This window comes from Ferdinandcohnia sp. SAFN-114 (assembly GCF_059415045.1).
The window spans coordinates 24,863-41,226 of sequence record NZ_JBPFDQ010000034.1 but is presented as its reverse complement, the minus strand read 5'-3'; the positions used below and the strand labels follow the sequence as shown (position 1 = coordinate 41,226).

Below are 16,364 nucleotides of genomic sequence, written 5' to 3'. Positions count from 1 at the left end.
AGTAAAGAGATTTCGGGGGGATATGCAATGAAAGGTTCAACAAAAATGCTTGGAGTGGTATTAGCGGGCTTCCTTGCTTTAGCAGGATGCGGAAGTGAAGAGACCGATGGCACTTCAAAGGATTCTACTGGCGGAAGCAGTGCAAAAGATCAAGTTGTAGTTGGTATTACACAATATGCACCACATACTTCTTTAGATGCTGCAACAGAAGGTTTCAAAAAAGCGTTAGAAGATGAAGGGTTTAAAGAAGGCGATAATTTAAAATTTGATTTCCAAAATGCGCAAGGTGAGCAAAGTAACACAGCAACAATTGCACAAAACCTTGTCGGTAGCAAAGTGGACTTAATCTTTGCAAACGCAACGCCTAGTGCAATGGCTGCACTAAATGCAACTAGTGAAATTCCTATCATTTTCACATCAGTAACAGACCCTGTTGGTGCTGGTTTAGTAGAAGCTTTTGATAAGCCAGGCGAAAATATTACGGGTACAACTGATAACCACCCAGATGCTACTAAAACAACAATTGACTTCATCACTGGTGAAATGGGAGCGAAAAAGATCGGAGTCATCTATAACTCTGGTGAACAAAACTCTGTTGTACAGGTTGAACAAGTGAAAGAATTTGCAGAACAAGGCGGTGCGGAATTAGTAGAAGTTTCTGTATCTACAACTGCTGAAGTGAATCAAGCTGCTCAAAGCTTAGTAGGCCGTGTTGATGCAATCTATATTCCAACAGATAACACTGCAGTTCAAGCTTTAGATTCAATCATAGCTGTAGCTAATGAGGAAGATATTCCACTGTTCGTTGGTGAACTTGATTCAATGAAAGCTGGTGGTTTTGCTGCAAGTGGATTTGAATACTACGATATTGGATATCAATCTGGTCTTATGGCTGCTGCCATTCTAAAAGGTGAGAAGAAGGCTTCTGAAATTCCAGTTGAACTTCCAAACAGTCTACAGCTTTTCATTAATAAAAAAGCAGCGGAAGAGCAAGGAATTGAAATTAAACCTGAATGGGAAGAATTGGCTGACATCTACGAAGGTGAATAAACAATGATGTTCAAAAAGTCCGGTGAAAATGACACATCGAATTTCTTCGTTGGCTTGTTTTTGCGTTCCTCACGTATCAACTACATACGTTCCGGTACTCAAAACTTCGCCGCCTCGAACTTCTTGGTCCTTTTCATCCTCCTTTTTGAACAGTACTTAAAGAAAGGATGATTCAACATGTTTACAGCATTATTTGGGGCATTTGAATCAGGAATCATCTATGCAATCATGGCAATTGGTGTTTACCTGTCCTTCCGTATACTAGATTTTCCAGACTTGACGGTCGACGGCAGCTTCGTTACAGGAGCTGCTGTTTCCGCCATTTTGATTACGAATGGAGTAAATCCTTTTATCGCAACACTTTTTGCCCTTGTTGCTGGATTTATTGCTGGTAGTATTACGGGATTACTACACACGGTAGGAAAAATTAATGCATTACTAGCTGGTATTTTGATGATGATTGCCCTTTATTCAGTCAATCTTCGAATTATGGGTAAATCAAATGTTTCATTATTAAATATAGATACAACTTTTACAAACGTATCTGATATATCTGCATCACTAGGATTAGATTCATTGTTTAATTCAATGTTAACAGCATTCGGTCTTGGAGATAGCCTACCAAAGACCTGGGGCATTTTATTATTTATGATTGTTGTTACACTTGTGATTAAGTTTTTAATTGATCTTTTCCTACGAACAGAAATCGGTCTTGCAGTGAGAGCTACTGGAGACAACAAAAAAATGATTTCCAGCTTTTCTGCTAATACAAACTTAATGACGATTCTTGGATTAGGTCTATCAAATGCGCTTGTAGCATTCTCAGGATCACTCATTGCACAACAAGGCGGTTTTGCCGATGTTGGAATGGGTATTGGGATGATTGTTATTGGTTTAGCATCCGTTATTATTGGTGAAGCCCTTTTTGGTGCCAAAACGATTGCACGAGCAACACTTGCAGTAATTGGTGGTGCTATTATTTATCGTATCGTTGTATCCTTAGCATTAAGAGTTGAGTTCCTACAACCTGGAGATATGAAATTGATTACTGCCATCATCGTAATCATTGCACTTGTCCTACCAAAAATTCTTGAAGGAACAAAAGAGAAGAGCAGACGAGCAAAACGACAACAACTTGTACGAATGAAAAACGTACCTTCAGAAAGCGAGGGTGAAGCAAGTGCTACACTTAAATCAAATTCATAAAATCTTTAATGAAGGTACACCCGACGAAAAGATCGCTTTGGATTGGACCAATCTACAGTTAAAAGAAGGCGATTTTGTAACTGTAATTGGTAGTAATGGTGCTGGTAAATCAACATTAATGAATGTAATATCGGGCGTGCTCATACCGGATGCTGGCTCAGTTAATATTGCTGGAAAGGATGTTACATTCTTACCAGAACATAAACGGGCTAAGCTTATTGGGCGTGTATTCCAGGATCCAATGGCAGGTACTGCGCCAAATATGACCATTGAAGAAAATCTTGCAATGGCATATTCACGAAATAAAACGCGGACCTTACGAAGAGGAGTAACAAAAAACCGCAAGGACTACTTTAGAGAGGTTCTCCAATCACTAAACCTTGGATTAGAAAATCGCTTATCTGCAAAAGTGGGATTGTTATCAGGAGGGGAACGACAAGCATTATCGCTATTAATGGCTACCTTCACTGAACCGAAAATATTGTTGCTCGATGAGCACACAGCAGCACTTGATCCAGCTCGTGCAGAGTTAATCACAAACTTAACCAAAGAAATCGTCGAAAAATACAATTTAACAACATTAATGGTCACACATAATATGCAGCAAGCTCTAGATTTAGGGAACCGTCTGATCATGATGGATAAAGGACAAATCATATTAGAGGTTAATGAACAGGAAAAAGCAAATTTAACAATTGATCAATTACTAAATGAGTTCCAACGAATCAGAGGCGCGAAAATGACAAATGATCGTGCATTACTTTCATAACGAACAAAAAAGCCCGCGAAGGAGCATAAACCTTTCGCGGGTTTTTGCATGTCCATAATAGAATTGAGTAAGCGTTTTGAAATAATATTACTACTATTTTTGTCGTTTTTTGAATATATTGATTTTTTAGATAATGGTATTGACAACGCTTACAATAGGCCATTAACATATAAATGAGCATTAAGGTTCAATACCACTAATAAAAATTGTATTGGAGGGATTAGCTTGAGTGCAATATGGTTAGCAGTGTTTGGTACTATTGTTTTTATTTTAGGCTATCGTTATTATTCAAAATTTGTTGCTGAAAAGATTTATCGCCTTGATCCAAATTTCGTTACACCTGCCCACGAGTTTAACGATGGTGTTGATTTTGTACCAACTAAGAAACATGTTTTATGGGGGCATCATTTCACTTCTGTTGCAGGTGCAGCACCTATAGTAGGTCCTGCAATAGCTGTTTATTGGGGCTGGGGACCTGCGTTATTATGGGTTGTGTTAGGGACTGTTTTTGCTGCAGGAGTACATGATTTTGGTACACTTGTCCTTTCAGTCCGAAACAAGGGGCAGTCTGTAGGTACACTTGCAGATAAATTGATCGGAAAAAAAGCAAAGCTCTTATTTTTATTTATCATTTTGATCTTGGTGTTGATGGTAAACGCTGTATTTGCATGGGTAATTTCAAATCTCTTTATCAAATTTCCGGCAAGTGTCATTCCTGTATTTATTGAAATACCACTTGCCATTTGGATTGGGTATGCAGTTTACAGAAAAAAAGGAAGTATGTTACTGCCATCCATTGTGTCACTCATTATCATGTATGGTTCAGCCGTTCTAACAAGTAAGATTCCTGCATTACAAATTGATCTTGTAAGCTATTTTGGAGGAGCAGAAGCTACGACATTATTTGGTCTAAGCGGAGTTTCTATGGCATTCTTTGTTTGGATTGTTATCCTAATGGTATATTGCTATTTTGCCTCGACACTACCTGTATGGAAATTACTTCAACCGAGAGACTATATCAACTCTCACCAACTCGTAATTGGGTTAGGAATAATGTATTTGGGGCTTGTATTTTTAAATCCAGATGTAACAGCTCCTATGATGAATCCGGATGCAACAGATAAATCATGGTTACCACTCATGTTTATCACCATTGCCTGTGGTGCAATCTCTGGCTTCCATGGACTTGTATCTTCAGGTACATCATCAAAGCAATTAGATAAAGAGACTGATGCTCGCTTTGTAGGATATTTTGGTGCTGTAGGGGAAGGATTCCTTGCCTTAATATCAATCATTGCTTGTGTTACTTTGTTTGCAAATGCTGGAGACTTTAAAGCAGCATATAGTAGTTTTGCAGCAGCGAATTCTGGTGGACTAGGAAACTTTATTTCAGGTGGAGCACAGTTAGCTACGGGGATAGGTATTCCTGCCGATATTGCAGCCACGATTATTGCGATAATCGTTGTTAGCTTTGCTGCAACAACGTTGGACTCGTCTGTCCGTTTAATGAGATATATTATTGCAGAGCTAGGAGCTGAATATAAGCTTCCTACACTTCAAAAAGCACATATTGCTACAACAGTTGCTGTTGTTACGAGTGCCGCGTTAGTACTTTTACCGAAGGGACCTAACGGGTTTGGTTCTGGTGGATATGTATTATGGCCATTGTTTGGAACCTCTAACCAGCTATTGGCGGCTATTAGTTTAATGTTAATTTCTGTATGGTTAAAACGACTAGGTAGAAATTATTTAGTTACTCTTATCCCAATGCTTTTCCTGCTTGTCATGACCGTCTGGGCAATGGTCCAACAAGTTATATTTGACTGGGCAGGTGTAGGAGGTACCGATACCAATTTACTATTATTTATTCTCGGAAGTATCATTTTAATTTTTGCCGTATGGATTGTATTAATTGCATTTAAAGAATTAAGTAATAAGGATACACCACATAATATTGATTCAAAGATGTAGATACCCGTTTGAAAAAGGAATCCTTGATGTAGAGGGCTTCCTTTTTCACTTTATGTAAAGAAGGTGAAAGAATGAAGGGAATAGAAGCATTGAAGAGAATGCTCCAATTATATGATGAGATTCTTTCAGTAAATCATCGTACAGAAATTGCACGAGAGTTAAGAAATGAAGATGACCTTTTCTTACTTCTATGTTTATCTGAAACTCTCGGACTCCCAAACCCTGCTTTTTACTATACATTGGAGCTTTATCCTTATATGCTTGAAAAATTTCATGACTGGCATTTGCGAATGGGGATGGAGAAATCTCCGCTTACAGGCATTCGCTGTTGTTAAATGGAGGGAACAAAATGATTGGAGATAGAAAGATTGTATTTGTTGGTGGAAAAGGAGGGGTAGGAAAGTCAACGAGTGCTGCAGCATTAGCAATTTTACATGCCCAAAATGACCATAAAACCTTACTCGTATCGACCGATCCTGCTCATAATGTCGGGGATATTTTTCACAAATCCTTGAAGAACCAAGCCCTGGAGGTATACCCAGGTATGGATGCAATTGAAATTGATCCTGAAATAGAATCAAGAAAGTATATTCAAACCGTAAAAGAAAACATACAGGGTGTAGTTAGTTCACACATGCAAGATGAGGTTAATCGGCAAATTGATGCTGCTAGTTCCTCCCCAGGAGCAGAAGAGGCAGCTCTATTTGATCGTATCGTTTCAATCATTCTCGATGAAGGTAGACACTATGATACAATAATTTTTGATACGGCACCTACTGGACACACAATTCGATTACTTACTCTTCCTGAATTAATGAGTGTTTGGATTGATGGAATGCTCGAGAGAAGAAAGAAGAGAAATGATACCTATACACAGTTGTTAAATGACGGCGAACCAATTGATGATCCTATTTATAAAGTGTTGCAGAGAAGGAAAGAACGCTTTAGTGCTGTAAGGGAAATCATTTTAAACAAAGACATGACTGGGTTTATTTTCGTCCTTAACCCAGAGAGGTTGCCAATCATCGAAACAGCAAATGCATTAAGATTACTAGATAGGCATGATATAAGAGTCAATACACTGTTTATTAATAAATTCTTAGCGGAAAATATCGATGGGGAATTTCTGAAAAAACGCAAGAGTAATGAACAAGAATATATATCAAAAATTGAACAAGAATTTCCAACTCAACAAAAATTTTATATCCCTTTATTTGAAACAGATATAAACTCAGTTAAGTTGTTAGAGGATTTTGCAGAACATATTAAAAGAAAGTTCGCTACACAATCAAAATATGAATAAAAAAACGGCCGCTTGATAACGAAGCGGTCGTTTTTTATGCTGTAGATTGACTTCCACGAAAATGATTTTTCTCTTTTTCCAATTCCATTGCAGACACGATATAAGCAAAGCCATTTAACATAAAGATGACAACATTCGATTGTACTCTTTCAGTTTCCCCTAAATACGTATTCATCAAGATAATACCAGAGTATAATATGACAAAGAATAATGCGATTTTATTAAGTAGCGTCATTTAACAACAACTCCTCTTCCAATGGGATATAATAATATTCTATTTATTCAAAGGATGTCCTATGTGTCAAATGTATAAGGTTCCCAAAAACACGATGAATGAGGACAATTTTTTCACCATTAAGGAAAGAATGTGTATAATAGGTACGGACTCAATTCAAATGGAAGGGTGGAAAATTTATGAATATTACTGGATATACGGTTGAAAAATTAAAGGATCCTACTGGGATTTTAGAAGGTGAGCGATACGAGTTCTTTCTAGACATTGAAGTACCAGAGGATGATGAATTATATTCTGAAAATGGAATTGAATTAAAAGTGATTTATGCGGTTGACACAAATAGTGAGCGAATTGCCCAATATTATTTTTATGAAAAAAGTACTCAAAAAGTGCTTGATTTTGAACTTGAGGAAGATGAAGAAACAATTGTGAAAGAATTTTGCAAAACACATTTAGAGGAAGAAAATGAATAAAAATGGCCAAAATTGTTTAATCTCTACGAATCTTTGTGTAAAATGAGAGAGTACATCATACATATTAAGCAATAAGGAGTAATGAATAAATGGAAAAAGTACTTGTATTTGGTCATAAGAATCCAGACACTGATACAATTTGTTCCGCAATCGCATATGCGGAATTAAAAAAGAATCTTGGTTTGAACGCTGAACCAGTTCGCTTAGGAGAAATAAACGGTGAGACTCAATATGCATTGGATTATTTTAAAGCAGAAGCACCACGTTTAGTGGAGAATGTAGCAAATGAAGTTCAATCCGTAATTCTAGTTGACCATAATGAACGTCAACAAAGTGCCGACGGACTTGAAAATGTAAAAATCAAAGAAGTAATCGACCATCATCGTGTTGCAAATTTTGAAACTAGTGATCCATTATATTTCCGCGTAGAGCCTGTTGGTTGTACAGCTACAATCCTTAATAAGCTATATAAAGAAAATAATGTAGAGATTACAAAAGAAATTGCTGGTTTAATGCTATCTGCAATCATTTCAGATTCACTCCTATTTAAATCACCAACTTGTACAGACGAAGATGTAAAAGCTGCGCGGGAACTAGCTGAGATTGCAGGTGTCGATGCTGATAACTACGGTCTTGAAATGTTAAAAGCTGGTGCTAATGTGAGTGACAAAACAGCCGAGCAATTAGTTTCCCTAGATTCTAAAGAATTTTCAATGAACGGTAACAAAGTTCAAATTGCACAGGTTAATGTTGTGGACCCTCAAGATGTTCTTTCAAGACAGAGTGAGCTAGAAGAAGTAATGAATCAACAAATCAATGATAACGGCCTTGATTTATTCTTACTTGTGATTACAGACATTCTAAACAATGATTCTGTAGGGCTTGCAGTGGGTGCAAAAACTGAAGCAGTTGAAAAAGCATTTAATGTTACACTTGATAACAAAACTGCCGAATTAAAAGGTGTTGTATCTCGTAAGAAACAAGTTGTTCCAGTACTTACAGAGAGCTTCAATAGCCTATAAAATCATAAAGCCCTAAAGAGTTTAGTGCCTCTTTAGGGCTTTAATTTTTAATAATCATCCGAAATTAATTGTCTATCTAAATAGGTTTCAATCATCTCACTTATCTGATATGAGACCTGAGGTAGATCATAGTTTTCGTACACATGCTCACAAGCAGACCTATAGTCCATTGTCTCACTATAGTGTTTCATATGGCGCTCAATGTCCTCAGGGCTATCCCCACGTTTTATCTGGCGTTCTAGTACAGTATCTCGATCAGCATAAACAAAGATACGAACTGCTTTATCTCCATACATTTCCTTCAAAAGATCTGCACCTTCAGGGTTTAACGTTAAATAAACTACCTTATGCTTCTTAAAAATATTTACAATATCAATTTCACGTATTCCATAAAAGTGTCCATCAATTTCAACACTCTCTAGAAATTCTTTTTGCTGCATCATTTGGCGAAAGGTTTCTTTACTTACAAAGTGGTAATCTTCTCCGTTGTTTTCAAAAGGGCGGGGGCTTCGAGTTGTGAATGAGGGAACAGTCTGCATATCAAATGCTGTTGCAACCATCTTTCCTAAAGTCTTTCTGCCAGAACCATCTGGGCCAGTATAAATGAAAATCCTCTCACTGTCTTTTAATCTGTACATAGGTTTCCTCCTTTTAAAAGAATTTTTTAGAATGAATATTAGTTTAAATATTCTGTTTTTTAAGTATAGCATAAAAAATGTTTTTTAGCCCAAAATTGAATGTTAATTTTTTGTGTATTTTAAATTTTTGTACATGGTATATGACATTTATCATGTATTTCACATGACACCTATGTCTAGTGCAAATCTTTATTCTTTTGTAACATTGGAAATGTAGAAAACTGTTGGCGATTTGTCAGCAATTTCCTCATTAAATTTAAAAATCTGACTAAAATATGAAATGAGAATTTAGAAAGGAAAGGATTAAATGAACAAATTAGATCAAAGAAGCTTACGTAAACAAGTGGCACCATTTGAAAAATCAAACCTAAAGGCAAGTGTATTGCAACTTTGTAATACCTTAATACCTTATCTTGGATTATGGGTTCTTGCCTATTATTCATTAAACATTTCTTATCTATTGACACTTGTAATTGGCGTAGTTGCAGCGGGGTTTCTTGTCCGAATTTTTATCATTTTCCATGACTGTTGTCATCACTCTTTCTTTAAAAATCGCACAGCAAATAAAATCGTTGGTACGATTACTGGGATATTAACATTATTCCCTTATAGTAAATGGGGGCATGACCATTCTGTCCACCATGCAACAAGCTCAAATCTTGACAAACGTGGTACCGGAGACATTTGGGTTATGACAGTTGAAGAGTATTTGGAAGCATCTGCTTGGAAGCGTCTGTGCTACAGAGTTTACCGAAATCCATTTGTGATGTTTATTTTAGGGCCAATCTTTGTATTCCTAATTGAAAATCGTTTTAACAGAAAAAAAGCAAAAAAGAAGGAACGTTGGAACACGTATATTACAAATTTAGGAATCATTACACTCGCTGTAATAGTAAGTCTGATAATTGGTTGGCAGGCATTTTTAATCGTTCAAGGAACTATTTTTATGGTTTCAGGGATTGCAGGTGTTTGGTTATTTTATGTTCAACATACATTTGAAGATTCCTATTTTGAAGAAGATGAGCATTGGGAGTATGTAAAAGCTGCAGTTGAAGGAAGCTCTTTTTATAAGCTACCAAAGCCATTACAATGGATAACAGGCAATATCGGGTATCACCATGTGCATCATTTAAGCCCACGAGTACCGAATTACAAACTAGAAGAGGTACACAATCAAACTGAACCACTTCAAAAGGTACCAACAATCACTTTAAAAACAAGCTTAAAATCACTTAAATTCCGTTTGTGGGATGAAGAAGAAAAAGTGTTTGTAGGCTATGGAAAAATTAAAGAAATGGTTGCCGAACAAAAAGAGATTAAAAAGATCCCCAGCTTAGAAAAATAAGCTGGGTTTTCCTATTAACTTTATTCAGCGAGTATGCTACTTCATCATTATGCTGTAGTATGATTTATTTAAATCTAAACATTTCAGTGGGAAAAACCCGGCTGAATAAAGTTAAAGCCTCCGGCGGATGCCACGATTTTTCAGATGTAATTTTTCGAGCTTGCTCGAAAAAAATCGGGCTCAAATACGCCATGGGCGCATTTGATTATGCTATGATAAAATACAAAATAATCTTGAACTAAATGAGGGTAAGTTCTATGAAGAAATACTCACTTTTTCAAAAATGGTCAGGAGTTTCACCTTATATTTGGGCAGTAATTAGCATCCTGCCGTTTTATTTTATCTTTCAATCGTCATCGACGCCGGAAATAATTACTGGCATCATTCTAACCGTCATCTTTTTCATTTCACTCAGATTTGCCTTTATCTCAAGAAAATGGCCCGTATATCTTTGGACGTCAATCCTAATCGGGATTTCATTAACCATGTCAATTCTCTTTGCATTTATTTATTTTGCTTTTTATATTGCATATTACAATGGACACATCAAGAACCGCGTAGCCTTTTTAACGTTGTACATCATACACCTTGTGGCTACAACATTTTCTATAAATTACAATCTCGTATTACAAGACGAAGTGTTTCTTTCCCAATTACCATTCGTTATTATTATTTGGATCAGCGTAATTCTATTACCATTTAATATTTATAACAAAAAGAAACAAGAGAAACTCGAGGAACAACTAGAGGATGCAAATAAACGCATTGCGGAACTTGTCAAACAAGAAGAACGTCAACGGATTGCCAGGGACCTTCATGACACGTTAGGACAAAAGCTTTCAATGATTGGCTTAAAAAGTGATTTGGCTAGAAAACTCATTCATAAAGACCCAGAAAAAGCTCGTCATGAATTAAAAGATGTGCAACAAACAGCACGGACGGCTTTGAATGAAGTTCGAAAAATGGTCTCACAAATGCGTGGTATCCGTATTAATGAAGAAATTGTTCGAGTTCAACAAATATTAAAAGTTGCGGGAATAGAATTTGAGTATATACAGGACAACTCTCTGAAAGATGTTTCACTATTTTACGAGAACATCATCAGCATGTTGATTAAAGAGGGCATCAACAATGTTGTCAAACATAGTAAAGCAAGTCACTGTAAAATTGAAATAGCCCAGATTGAAGATGAAATCACTGTCATGATCGAAGACAATGGGATTGGTAAGAATCCTACTAAAGATATGGTTGGTGGTCATGGACTTCAAGGGATGCGAGAACGTTTAGAGTTTGTAAATGGTAGCCTTGAAATCCAGTCAACTGATGGCACAACATTGATTATTAAAATTCCAAATGTACGAAAACAGGTCGAAGTGGAGGGACTTTTATGATACGAATCATAATTGCTGAAGATCAACGAATGGTTCTTGGGGCGCTTGGTTCACTTTTAAACTTAGAGGACGATATGGAAGTTGTTGGAATGGCAAGTAATGGACAAGAGGCGATTACCCTGGCGAAGGAGCTCAAGCCAGATATATGCATGATGGATATTGAAATGCCGCTAAAAACCGGTCTTGAAGCTGCTGAAGAATTAAAGGAAACGGATTGTAAGGTTATTATATTAACTACCTTTGCGCGTACTGGGTATTTCCAACGTGCATTAAGGGCTGGTGTGAAAGGGTACCTCCTTAAAGATAGTCCCAGTGATGAATTGGCAGATTCGATTCGTAGTGTGATGAGTGGAAAACGTGTCTATGCCCCTGAATTAATGGATGATTTATATGCAGACGAAAATCCATTAACAGAGCGTGAACGAGAGGTACTAGAGCTTGTGGCCGACGGTAAAAATACAAAAGAAATTGCCGATGAACTTAGTATTAAAACAGGTACTGTCCGAAATTATATTTCTACTATCTTGGATAAGCTCGAAGTCAAAAATCGTATCGAAGCCATCACTCAATCGAAAGAAAAAGGCTGGTTTAAATAAAAATGACGTGTCTTTTGTGAAAATTTAATTGAAAAAAGGTTGGAGTAGGACTAAAATAAGGTTGCAATACATTTCGTTTAGGGTGGAATGAATATGGGAAACCTCGGTTTCGGAGAATTAGTAGTAATCATCTTTTTTGCATTACTTGTATTCGGACCTAAGAAACTACCTGAGCTTGGCAAAGCTGCGGGCACAACACTTCGCGAATTTAAAAAAGCAACAAAAGGCATCCTTGATGATGACGATGTTGAAACAAAATCAAAATAAGAAACATGCAAATGAGAGGTATTAGCCTCTCATTTTTATATGGGTAAAATTCACTAGTTTGTGTAAACATCCTCCTCAACCATAACATATAATATCCATAGTTTGGAACAAGGAGGAACACAAGTGAATATGAAGGGCATTGACAAGCCACAGAAAAAGCGGAGACTTAATTTTTTGTTTTTTATTGTGGATGAGCAGCGTTTCCCAACCGTTTATGAGGATGAGAAACTTAAAAAGTGGTGTGAAGAAAATCTGATAACCCAAAATTTATTACGAAAGAATGGGTTAGAATTCTTGAATCACTATATAGGAAGTACTGCTTGTTCTCCAAGTAGAGCCACCCTCTATACAGGACAATATCCATCCTTACACGGACTGACGAAAACGATTGGAGGAGCGGCTGAAAGTTTTGAACCAGATGTCTTTTGGCTTGACCCCAATGCTGTCCCTACATTTGGTGATTTTTTTCGAAATGCTGGATATAAAACCTTTTGGAAAGGAAAGTGGCATACAAGTGTTGCAGATATTTTAATACCTGGTACACACTCTTCTCTGCAAAGCTATAATCCTTCCACGGGAGTACCAGACCATAAATTAGAACAACTCTATCTGGATGCGAATCGTCTAGATGACTTTGGATTTTCCGGTTGGCTTGGGCCGGAGCCACATGGTTCAGACCCTCGTAACTCAGCATCTTCTGCAGCAATCGGTACAAAAGGTCGTGATGAGGTTTATGCAAGGGAAGTTGTTGAACTCATTCAATCACTTGAACAGGAAGCAAGTGAAGAGCCATGGCTAATTGTTTCTTCATTTTTGAATCCACACGATATCACATTATATGGAGAACTTACTGCACATTCACCTTTATTTAATTTTGAACTAGACCCAACTCTTCCGCATATTCCACCAGCCCCTACAGCAAATGAATCGCTCGATACTAAACCTACTGCCCAAAAAAGCTATCGTGAAACCTATCCAAAGACATTCCAGCCAACGAGAGATAGTCTTTTTTACCGAAAATTGTATTACTCCCTTCAGAAACAAGTAGATTCGGAGATGGCAAAAGTTTACGATGCTCTAAAGCACTCAAGCTTTTATGAGGATACCGTTGTCATCTTCACCTCTGATCATGGCGACATGCTTGGTGCACATGGCGGATTGTTTCAAAAATGGTATAACACGTATGAAGAATCCATTCATGTTCCATTTATCATTCATAATCCTAAACTTTTTCCTGAAAGTAAAACAACCACCATGCTAACAAGTCATGTTGATATTCTTCCAACATTATTAGGTTTAGCTGATATTGATGAAAATAAAACACAGAGGGAACTAAAAAAAGATCATTCAGAGGTACATTCCCTTGTTGGACGTGATTTAAGCCCTTTGGTTAAGGGGAACTCACAGTTTTTGCGAGCAAATGAGCCGATATATTTTATGACAGATGACGATGTTACACGGGGACTTAACCAAATAACCTTTGCTGGCAAACCCTATGAATCTGTTACTCAACCAAACCATATTGAAGCAGTGGTTGCCTATATGGCAACGGGTTCACATCGAGAAAACGAACTTTGGAAATTTACCAGGTATTTTGACAATCCGCAATTTTGGAGTAATCCTGGGGTTGAAGACAAACAGACAACAGTAGAGAGTGAGGTTGCAGCAGGGGAAGACGTGACAATTACTGTGTCAAAAGTAACAACAAAAACCGAACCACTTCCTGACCAATTCGAACTTTACAACCTGACGAAAGATCCATTGGAACAAATAAATCTTGCACATCCGCAGAATGCAACAATTGAATCAAAACTTGTGCAATCACTGCTTTTAAACCTATTAAATGAGCAGCGTAAACAAAAGCGTCTTACACCTACACATAAATAAATGAAAAGGTTCTCTCCTGATTAGCAATCTATGGTAAAATGTAGAAAACTATATTTTGAGGGGACTTTTTGGATAAAAGTAAACTCTTATTTTGTATTTTATTCGTATTTTTTTTCTTTCTTTATTTTAAAAGTATACAATTTGTATTAACTATTTTGCCATTGGGTGTCCATGGTCTACATAATGTCGCATTTTTATTCTTTGGACCATTGATTCTTCTTGTTTTTTCTATCATTTCTGCACAAAAACTTACTAAATTCTTTATTCCTAAATAAACCAGACTTTCATTTTTTTCTATAAATAAAAGCCTTTACATTTGAAAAATCATTTAACGTGTGAGAAACTGTTAATGGTAAATTTTTCTCAAACGAGGAGGAGCTATATGGTCAAAAGTCTTCAGGATACAACAACATTACATAATGGAGTAAAAATGCCATGGTTTGGCCTAGGGGTTTTTAAGGTACAAGAAGGGCAAGAGGTTATTGACTCTGTCAAATGGGCAATTAAGCATGGCTATAAAAGCATTGACACTGCAGCTGTTTATAAAAATGAAGAAGGTGTTGGACAAGCAATTCGTGAATCTGGTATTAACAGAGAAGATTTATTTGTTACTTCAAAGGTTTGGAACAGCGACCAAGGATATGAATCTACACTGCAAGCTTACGAAACAAGCCTACAAAAATTAGGTCTAGACTACTTAGACTTATATCTGATTCACTGGCCAGGAAAAGACAAGTATATTGAAACATGGCATGCCTTAGAAAAGCTATATAAAGAAGGGCGTGTACGTGCAATTGGTGTTAGCAATTTCCAAGTACATCATCTTGAAAATCTTATGAAAAATTCAGAGATTACGCCAATGGTGAATCAAGTTGAATACCATCCACACCTAACACAAACGGAATTGCATGAATTCTGTAAAAAGGAAGGTATTCAGTTAGAAGCTTGGTCTCCACTAAAACGAGGAGAACTACTGAATGATCCAACATTGTTAGAAATCAGTCAAAAACACAATAAGTCAGTAGCACAAGTCATTTTACGCTGGGACCTTCAAAACGGTGTTGTTACGATTCCAAAATCAATTAAAGAGCACCGCATACAAGAAAATGCAGATGTTTTTGATTTTGAACTTTCACATGAAGATATGGAAAAAATAAGCGCGCTCAACAAAAATGATCGTATAGGCTCACATCCTGACGAAATGACAACCGGATTTGAGTGATTTGATAGAAAGCCACACTGATTTTACTGTGTGGCTTTTATTCATACAACTTATATTATCTGAAATTTCAAAATAAAATATAGTTATGTAAAAAGAAAAAACAATAATTCTACAAAAGGGGTGTTGTAGGTGCTAAAAGAGTTTATCGGCAAGCAATCAGTAAAAGTGAAAAATGTTATTGAAAGAGGAGCGGTCAAAAAATTTGCTGTGGCCATTGGTGATGCTCATCCTATTTTCATTGATGAAGAGTATGGGAAGGCTTCCAGATATAAAACGAATATTGCACCACCAACATTTCCTAGAGTCTTAGAATTTGGAAGGATAGAAGGGCTTGTCTTACCGGAAAAAGGGCTTATCCATGGTGAACAAATTTTCAACTATGAAAGGCCAATACGTGTTGGCGAAGTGATATATTGCTATTCAAAGGTCGAAAACTACGTTGAGAAAAAAGGTTCTACAGGGTCAATGGGTTTTCTAACTATTAGTGAAAATGGAGAAGATGTAAAAGGCGAGCTCATCTTTTCATCTAAGATAATCGTAATTATCACAGAGGCGGTTAGAAAGGAGATGTTGGCATGAATTCGTTAATAAATATTCAAATCGGTGATTCACTACAAAATCTCCAACTTCCGCCAGTCTCTAGGATGGACCTAATAAAATATTCTGGTGCATCCAACGATTACAATCCAATCCATACTATCGATGATGAAGCACATAAGGCTGGGTTACCAGGTGTAATTGCACATGGTATGTGGACAATGGGAAATCTAGCAAAACTATTTACACCTTTTTATGAAGAAGGCTATATTCAAACCTATTCCATCCGTTTTCGGAACATGGTGTTTTTGAACGATGTGATAACTTTAAAAGCCACATTAAAAGAAATTAATGAAAACGTGCTAACTTTTGATGTTGCTGCATACAATCAGCATGACAAGCATGTAATCAAAGGAAATGTCATTTTTATAAAATACAAGTAAACCCATTTA

At 36.8% G+C, this 16,364-nt stretch carries 18 protein-coding genes; 16 read left to right on the top strand and 2 right to left on the bottom strand.

Annotated features, from left to right (window positions below; genetic code table 11):
• Positions 1-27: 27 nt before the first annotated feature.
• The 6 genes from ACR65M_RS12630 (at position 28) to ACR65M_RS12605 (ending at position 6,299) form a co-directional block, all read left to right on the top strand.
• The gene (locus ACR65M_RS12630; RefSeq protein ID WP_440273471.1) at positions 28-1,050 is read left to right on the top strand and encodes an ABC transporter substrate-binding protein; all 1,023 of its coding nucleotides are present in this window, start codon (positions 28-30) and stop codon (positions 1,048-1,050) included.
• Between the two features lie 177 nt (positions 1,051-1,227).
• Entirely contained in the window at positions 1,228-2,256 is a 1,029-nt protein-coding gene (locus ACR65M_RS12625) for an ABC transporter permease (RefSeq protein WP_341331671.1), read from the top strand.
• Positions 2,231-3,025 (top strand): ABC transporter ATP-binding protein, encoded by a 795-nt coding sequence (locus tag ACR65M_RS12620; protein WP_341331672.1) that lies wholly within the window; start codon positions 2,231-2,233, stop codon positions 3,023-3,025. Before ACR65M_RS12625 ends, ACR65M_RS12620 begins: the two co-directional genes overlap by 26 nt.
• A gap of 225 nt (positions 3,026-3,250) precedes the next feature.
• Entirely contained in the window at positions 3,251-4,996 is a 1,746-nt protein-coding gene (locus tag ACR65M_RS12615) for a carbon starvation CstA family protein (RefSeq protein WP_341331673.1), read from the top strand.
• Positions 4,997-5,067: 71 nt separating this feature from the next.
• Positions 5,068-5,331, top strand: a complete 264-nt coding sequence (locus ACR65M_RS12610; protein ID WP_341331674.1) for a cory-CC-star protein — start codon at positions 5,068-5,070, stop codon at positions 5,329-5,331.
• Positions 5,332-5,345: 14 nt separating this feature from the next.
• Positions 5,346-6,299 (top strand): ArsA family ATPase, encoded by a 954-nt coding sequence (locus tag ACR65M_RS12605; RefSeq protein WP_440273470.1) that lies wholly within the window; start codon positions 5,346-5,348, stop codon positions 6,297-6,299.
• Between the two features lie 34 nt (positions 6,300-6,333).
• Here the strand turns inward: ACR65M_RS12605 and ACR65M_RS12600 are convergent, their stop codons facing one another.
• Positions 6,334-6,534, bottom strand: a complete 201-nt coding sequence (locus ACR65M_RS12600) for a hypothetical protein (RefSeq protein ID WP_121448684.1) — start codon at positions 6,532-6,534, stop codon at positions 6,334-6,336.
• A 179-nt stretch (positions 6,535-6,713) separates the two neighbouring features.
• Here ACR65M_RS12600 and ACR65M_RS12595 point away from each other — a divergent pair, with 179 nt between their 5' ends.
• Positions 6,714-7,007 (top strand): DUF6509 family protein, encoded by a 294-nt coding sequence (locus tag ACR65M_RS12595; protein ID WP_121448702.1) that lies wholly within the window; start codon positions 6,714-6,716, stop codon positions 7,005-7,007.
• Between the two features lie 89 nt (positions 7,008-7,096).
• Positions 7,097-8,029: a manganese-dependent inorganic pyrophosphatase gene (locus tag ACR65M_RS12590; RefSeq protein WP_341331676.1), complete on the top strand. Its 933-nt coding sequence runs from the start codon at positions 7,097-7,099 to the stop codon at positions 8,027-8,029.
• A 47-nt stretch (positions 8,030-8,076) separates the two neighbouring features.
• Here ACR65M_RS12590 and ACR65M_RS12585 read toward each other — a convergent pair whose 3' ends face one another.
• Positions 8,077-8,667 (bottom strand): guanylate kinase, encoded by a 591-nt coding sequence (locus ACR65M_RS12585; protein ID WP_341331677.1) that lies wholly within the window; start codon positions 8,665-8,667, stop codon positions 8,077-8,079.
• 307 nt (positions 8,668-8,974) lie between these two features.
• Between ACR65M_RS12585 and desA the strand changes: the two genes are divergently transcribed.
• The 8 genes from desA (at position 8,975) to ACR65M_RS12545 (ending at position 16,355) form a co-directional block, all read left to right on the top strand.
• A complete protein-coding gene (gene desA / locus ACR65M_RS12580) occupies positions 8,975-10,012 on the top strand; it encodes a Delta(5) desaturase DesA (protein ID WP_341331678.1) in 1,038 nt (345 codons plus the stop codon).
• Between the two features lie 257 nt (positions 10,013-10,269).
• Positions 10,270-11,403 carry a sensor histidine kinase gene (locus ACR65M_RS12575; protein ID WP_341331679.1) on the top strand — a complete coding sequence of 378 codons (1,134 nt, stop codon included), beginning with the start codon at positions 10,270-10,272 and terminating at the stop codon, positions 11,401-11,403.
• The gene (locus ACR65M_RS12570; RefSeq protein ID WP_341331680.1) at positions 11,400-11,999 is read left to right on the top strand and encodes a response regulator; all 600 of its coding nucleotides are present in this window, start codon (positions 11,400-11,402) and stop codon (positions 11,997-11,999) included. The genes ACR65M_RS12575 and ACR65M_RS12570 overlap by 4 nt, the downstream gene beginning before the upstream one ends.
• Positions 12,000-12,092: 93 nt before the next feature.
• A complete protein-coding gene (locus ACR65M_RS12565) occupies positions 12,093-12,266 on the top strand; it encodes a twin-arginine translocase TatA/TatE family subunit (RefSeq protein ID WP_440273469.1) in 174 nt (57 codons plus the stop codon).
• 129 nt (positions 12,267-12,395) lie between these two features.
• The gene (locus ACR65M_RS12560; protein WP_440273475.1) at positions 12,396-14,153 is read left to right on the top strand and encodes a sulfatase family protein; all 1,758 of its coding nucleotides are present in this window, start codon (positions 12,396-12,398) and stop codon (positions 14,151-14,153) included.
• 382 nt (positions 14,154-14,535) lie between these two features.
• Positions 14,536-15,375, top strand: coding sequence for a glyoxal/methylglyoxal reductase (pgoN, locus tag ACR65M_RS12555; RefSeq protein WP_341331682.1), 840 nt, complete (start codon positions 14,536-14,538; stop codon positions 15,373-15,375).
• 129 nt (positions 15,376-15,504) lie between these two features.
• A complete protein-coding gene (locus tag ACR65M_RS12550) occupies positions 15,505-15,954 on the top strand; it encodes a MaoC family dehydratase N-terminal domain-containing protein (protein ID WP_341331683.1) in 450 nt (149 codons plus the stop codon).
• A complete protein-coding gene (locus ACR65M_RS12545) occupies positions 15,951-16,355 on the top strand; it encodes a MaoC/PaaZ C-terminal domain-containing protein (RefSeq protein ID WP_341331684.1) in 405 nt (134 codons plus the stop codon). Before ACR65M_RS12550 ends, ACR65M_RS12545 begins: the two co-directional genes overlap by 4 nt.
• Positions 16,356-16,364 lie beyond the last annotated feature (9 nt).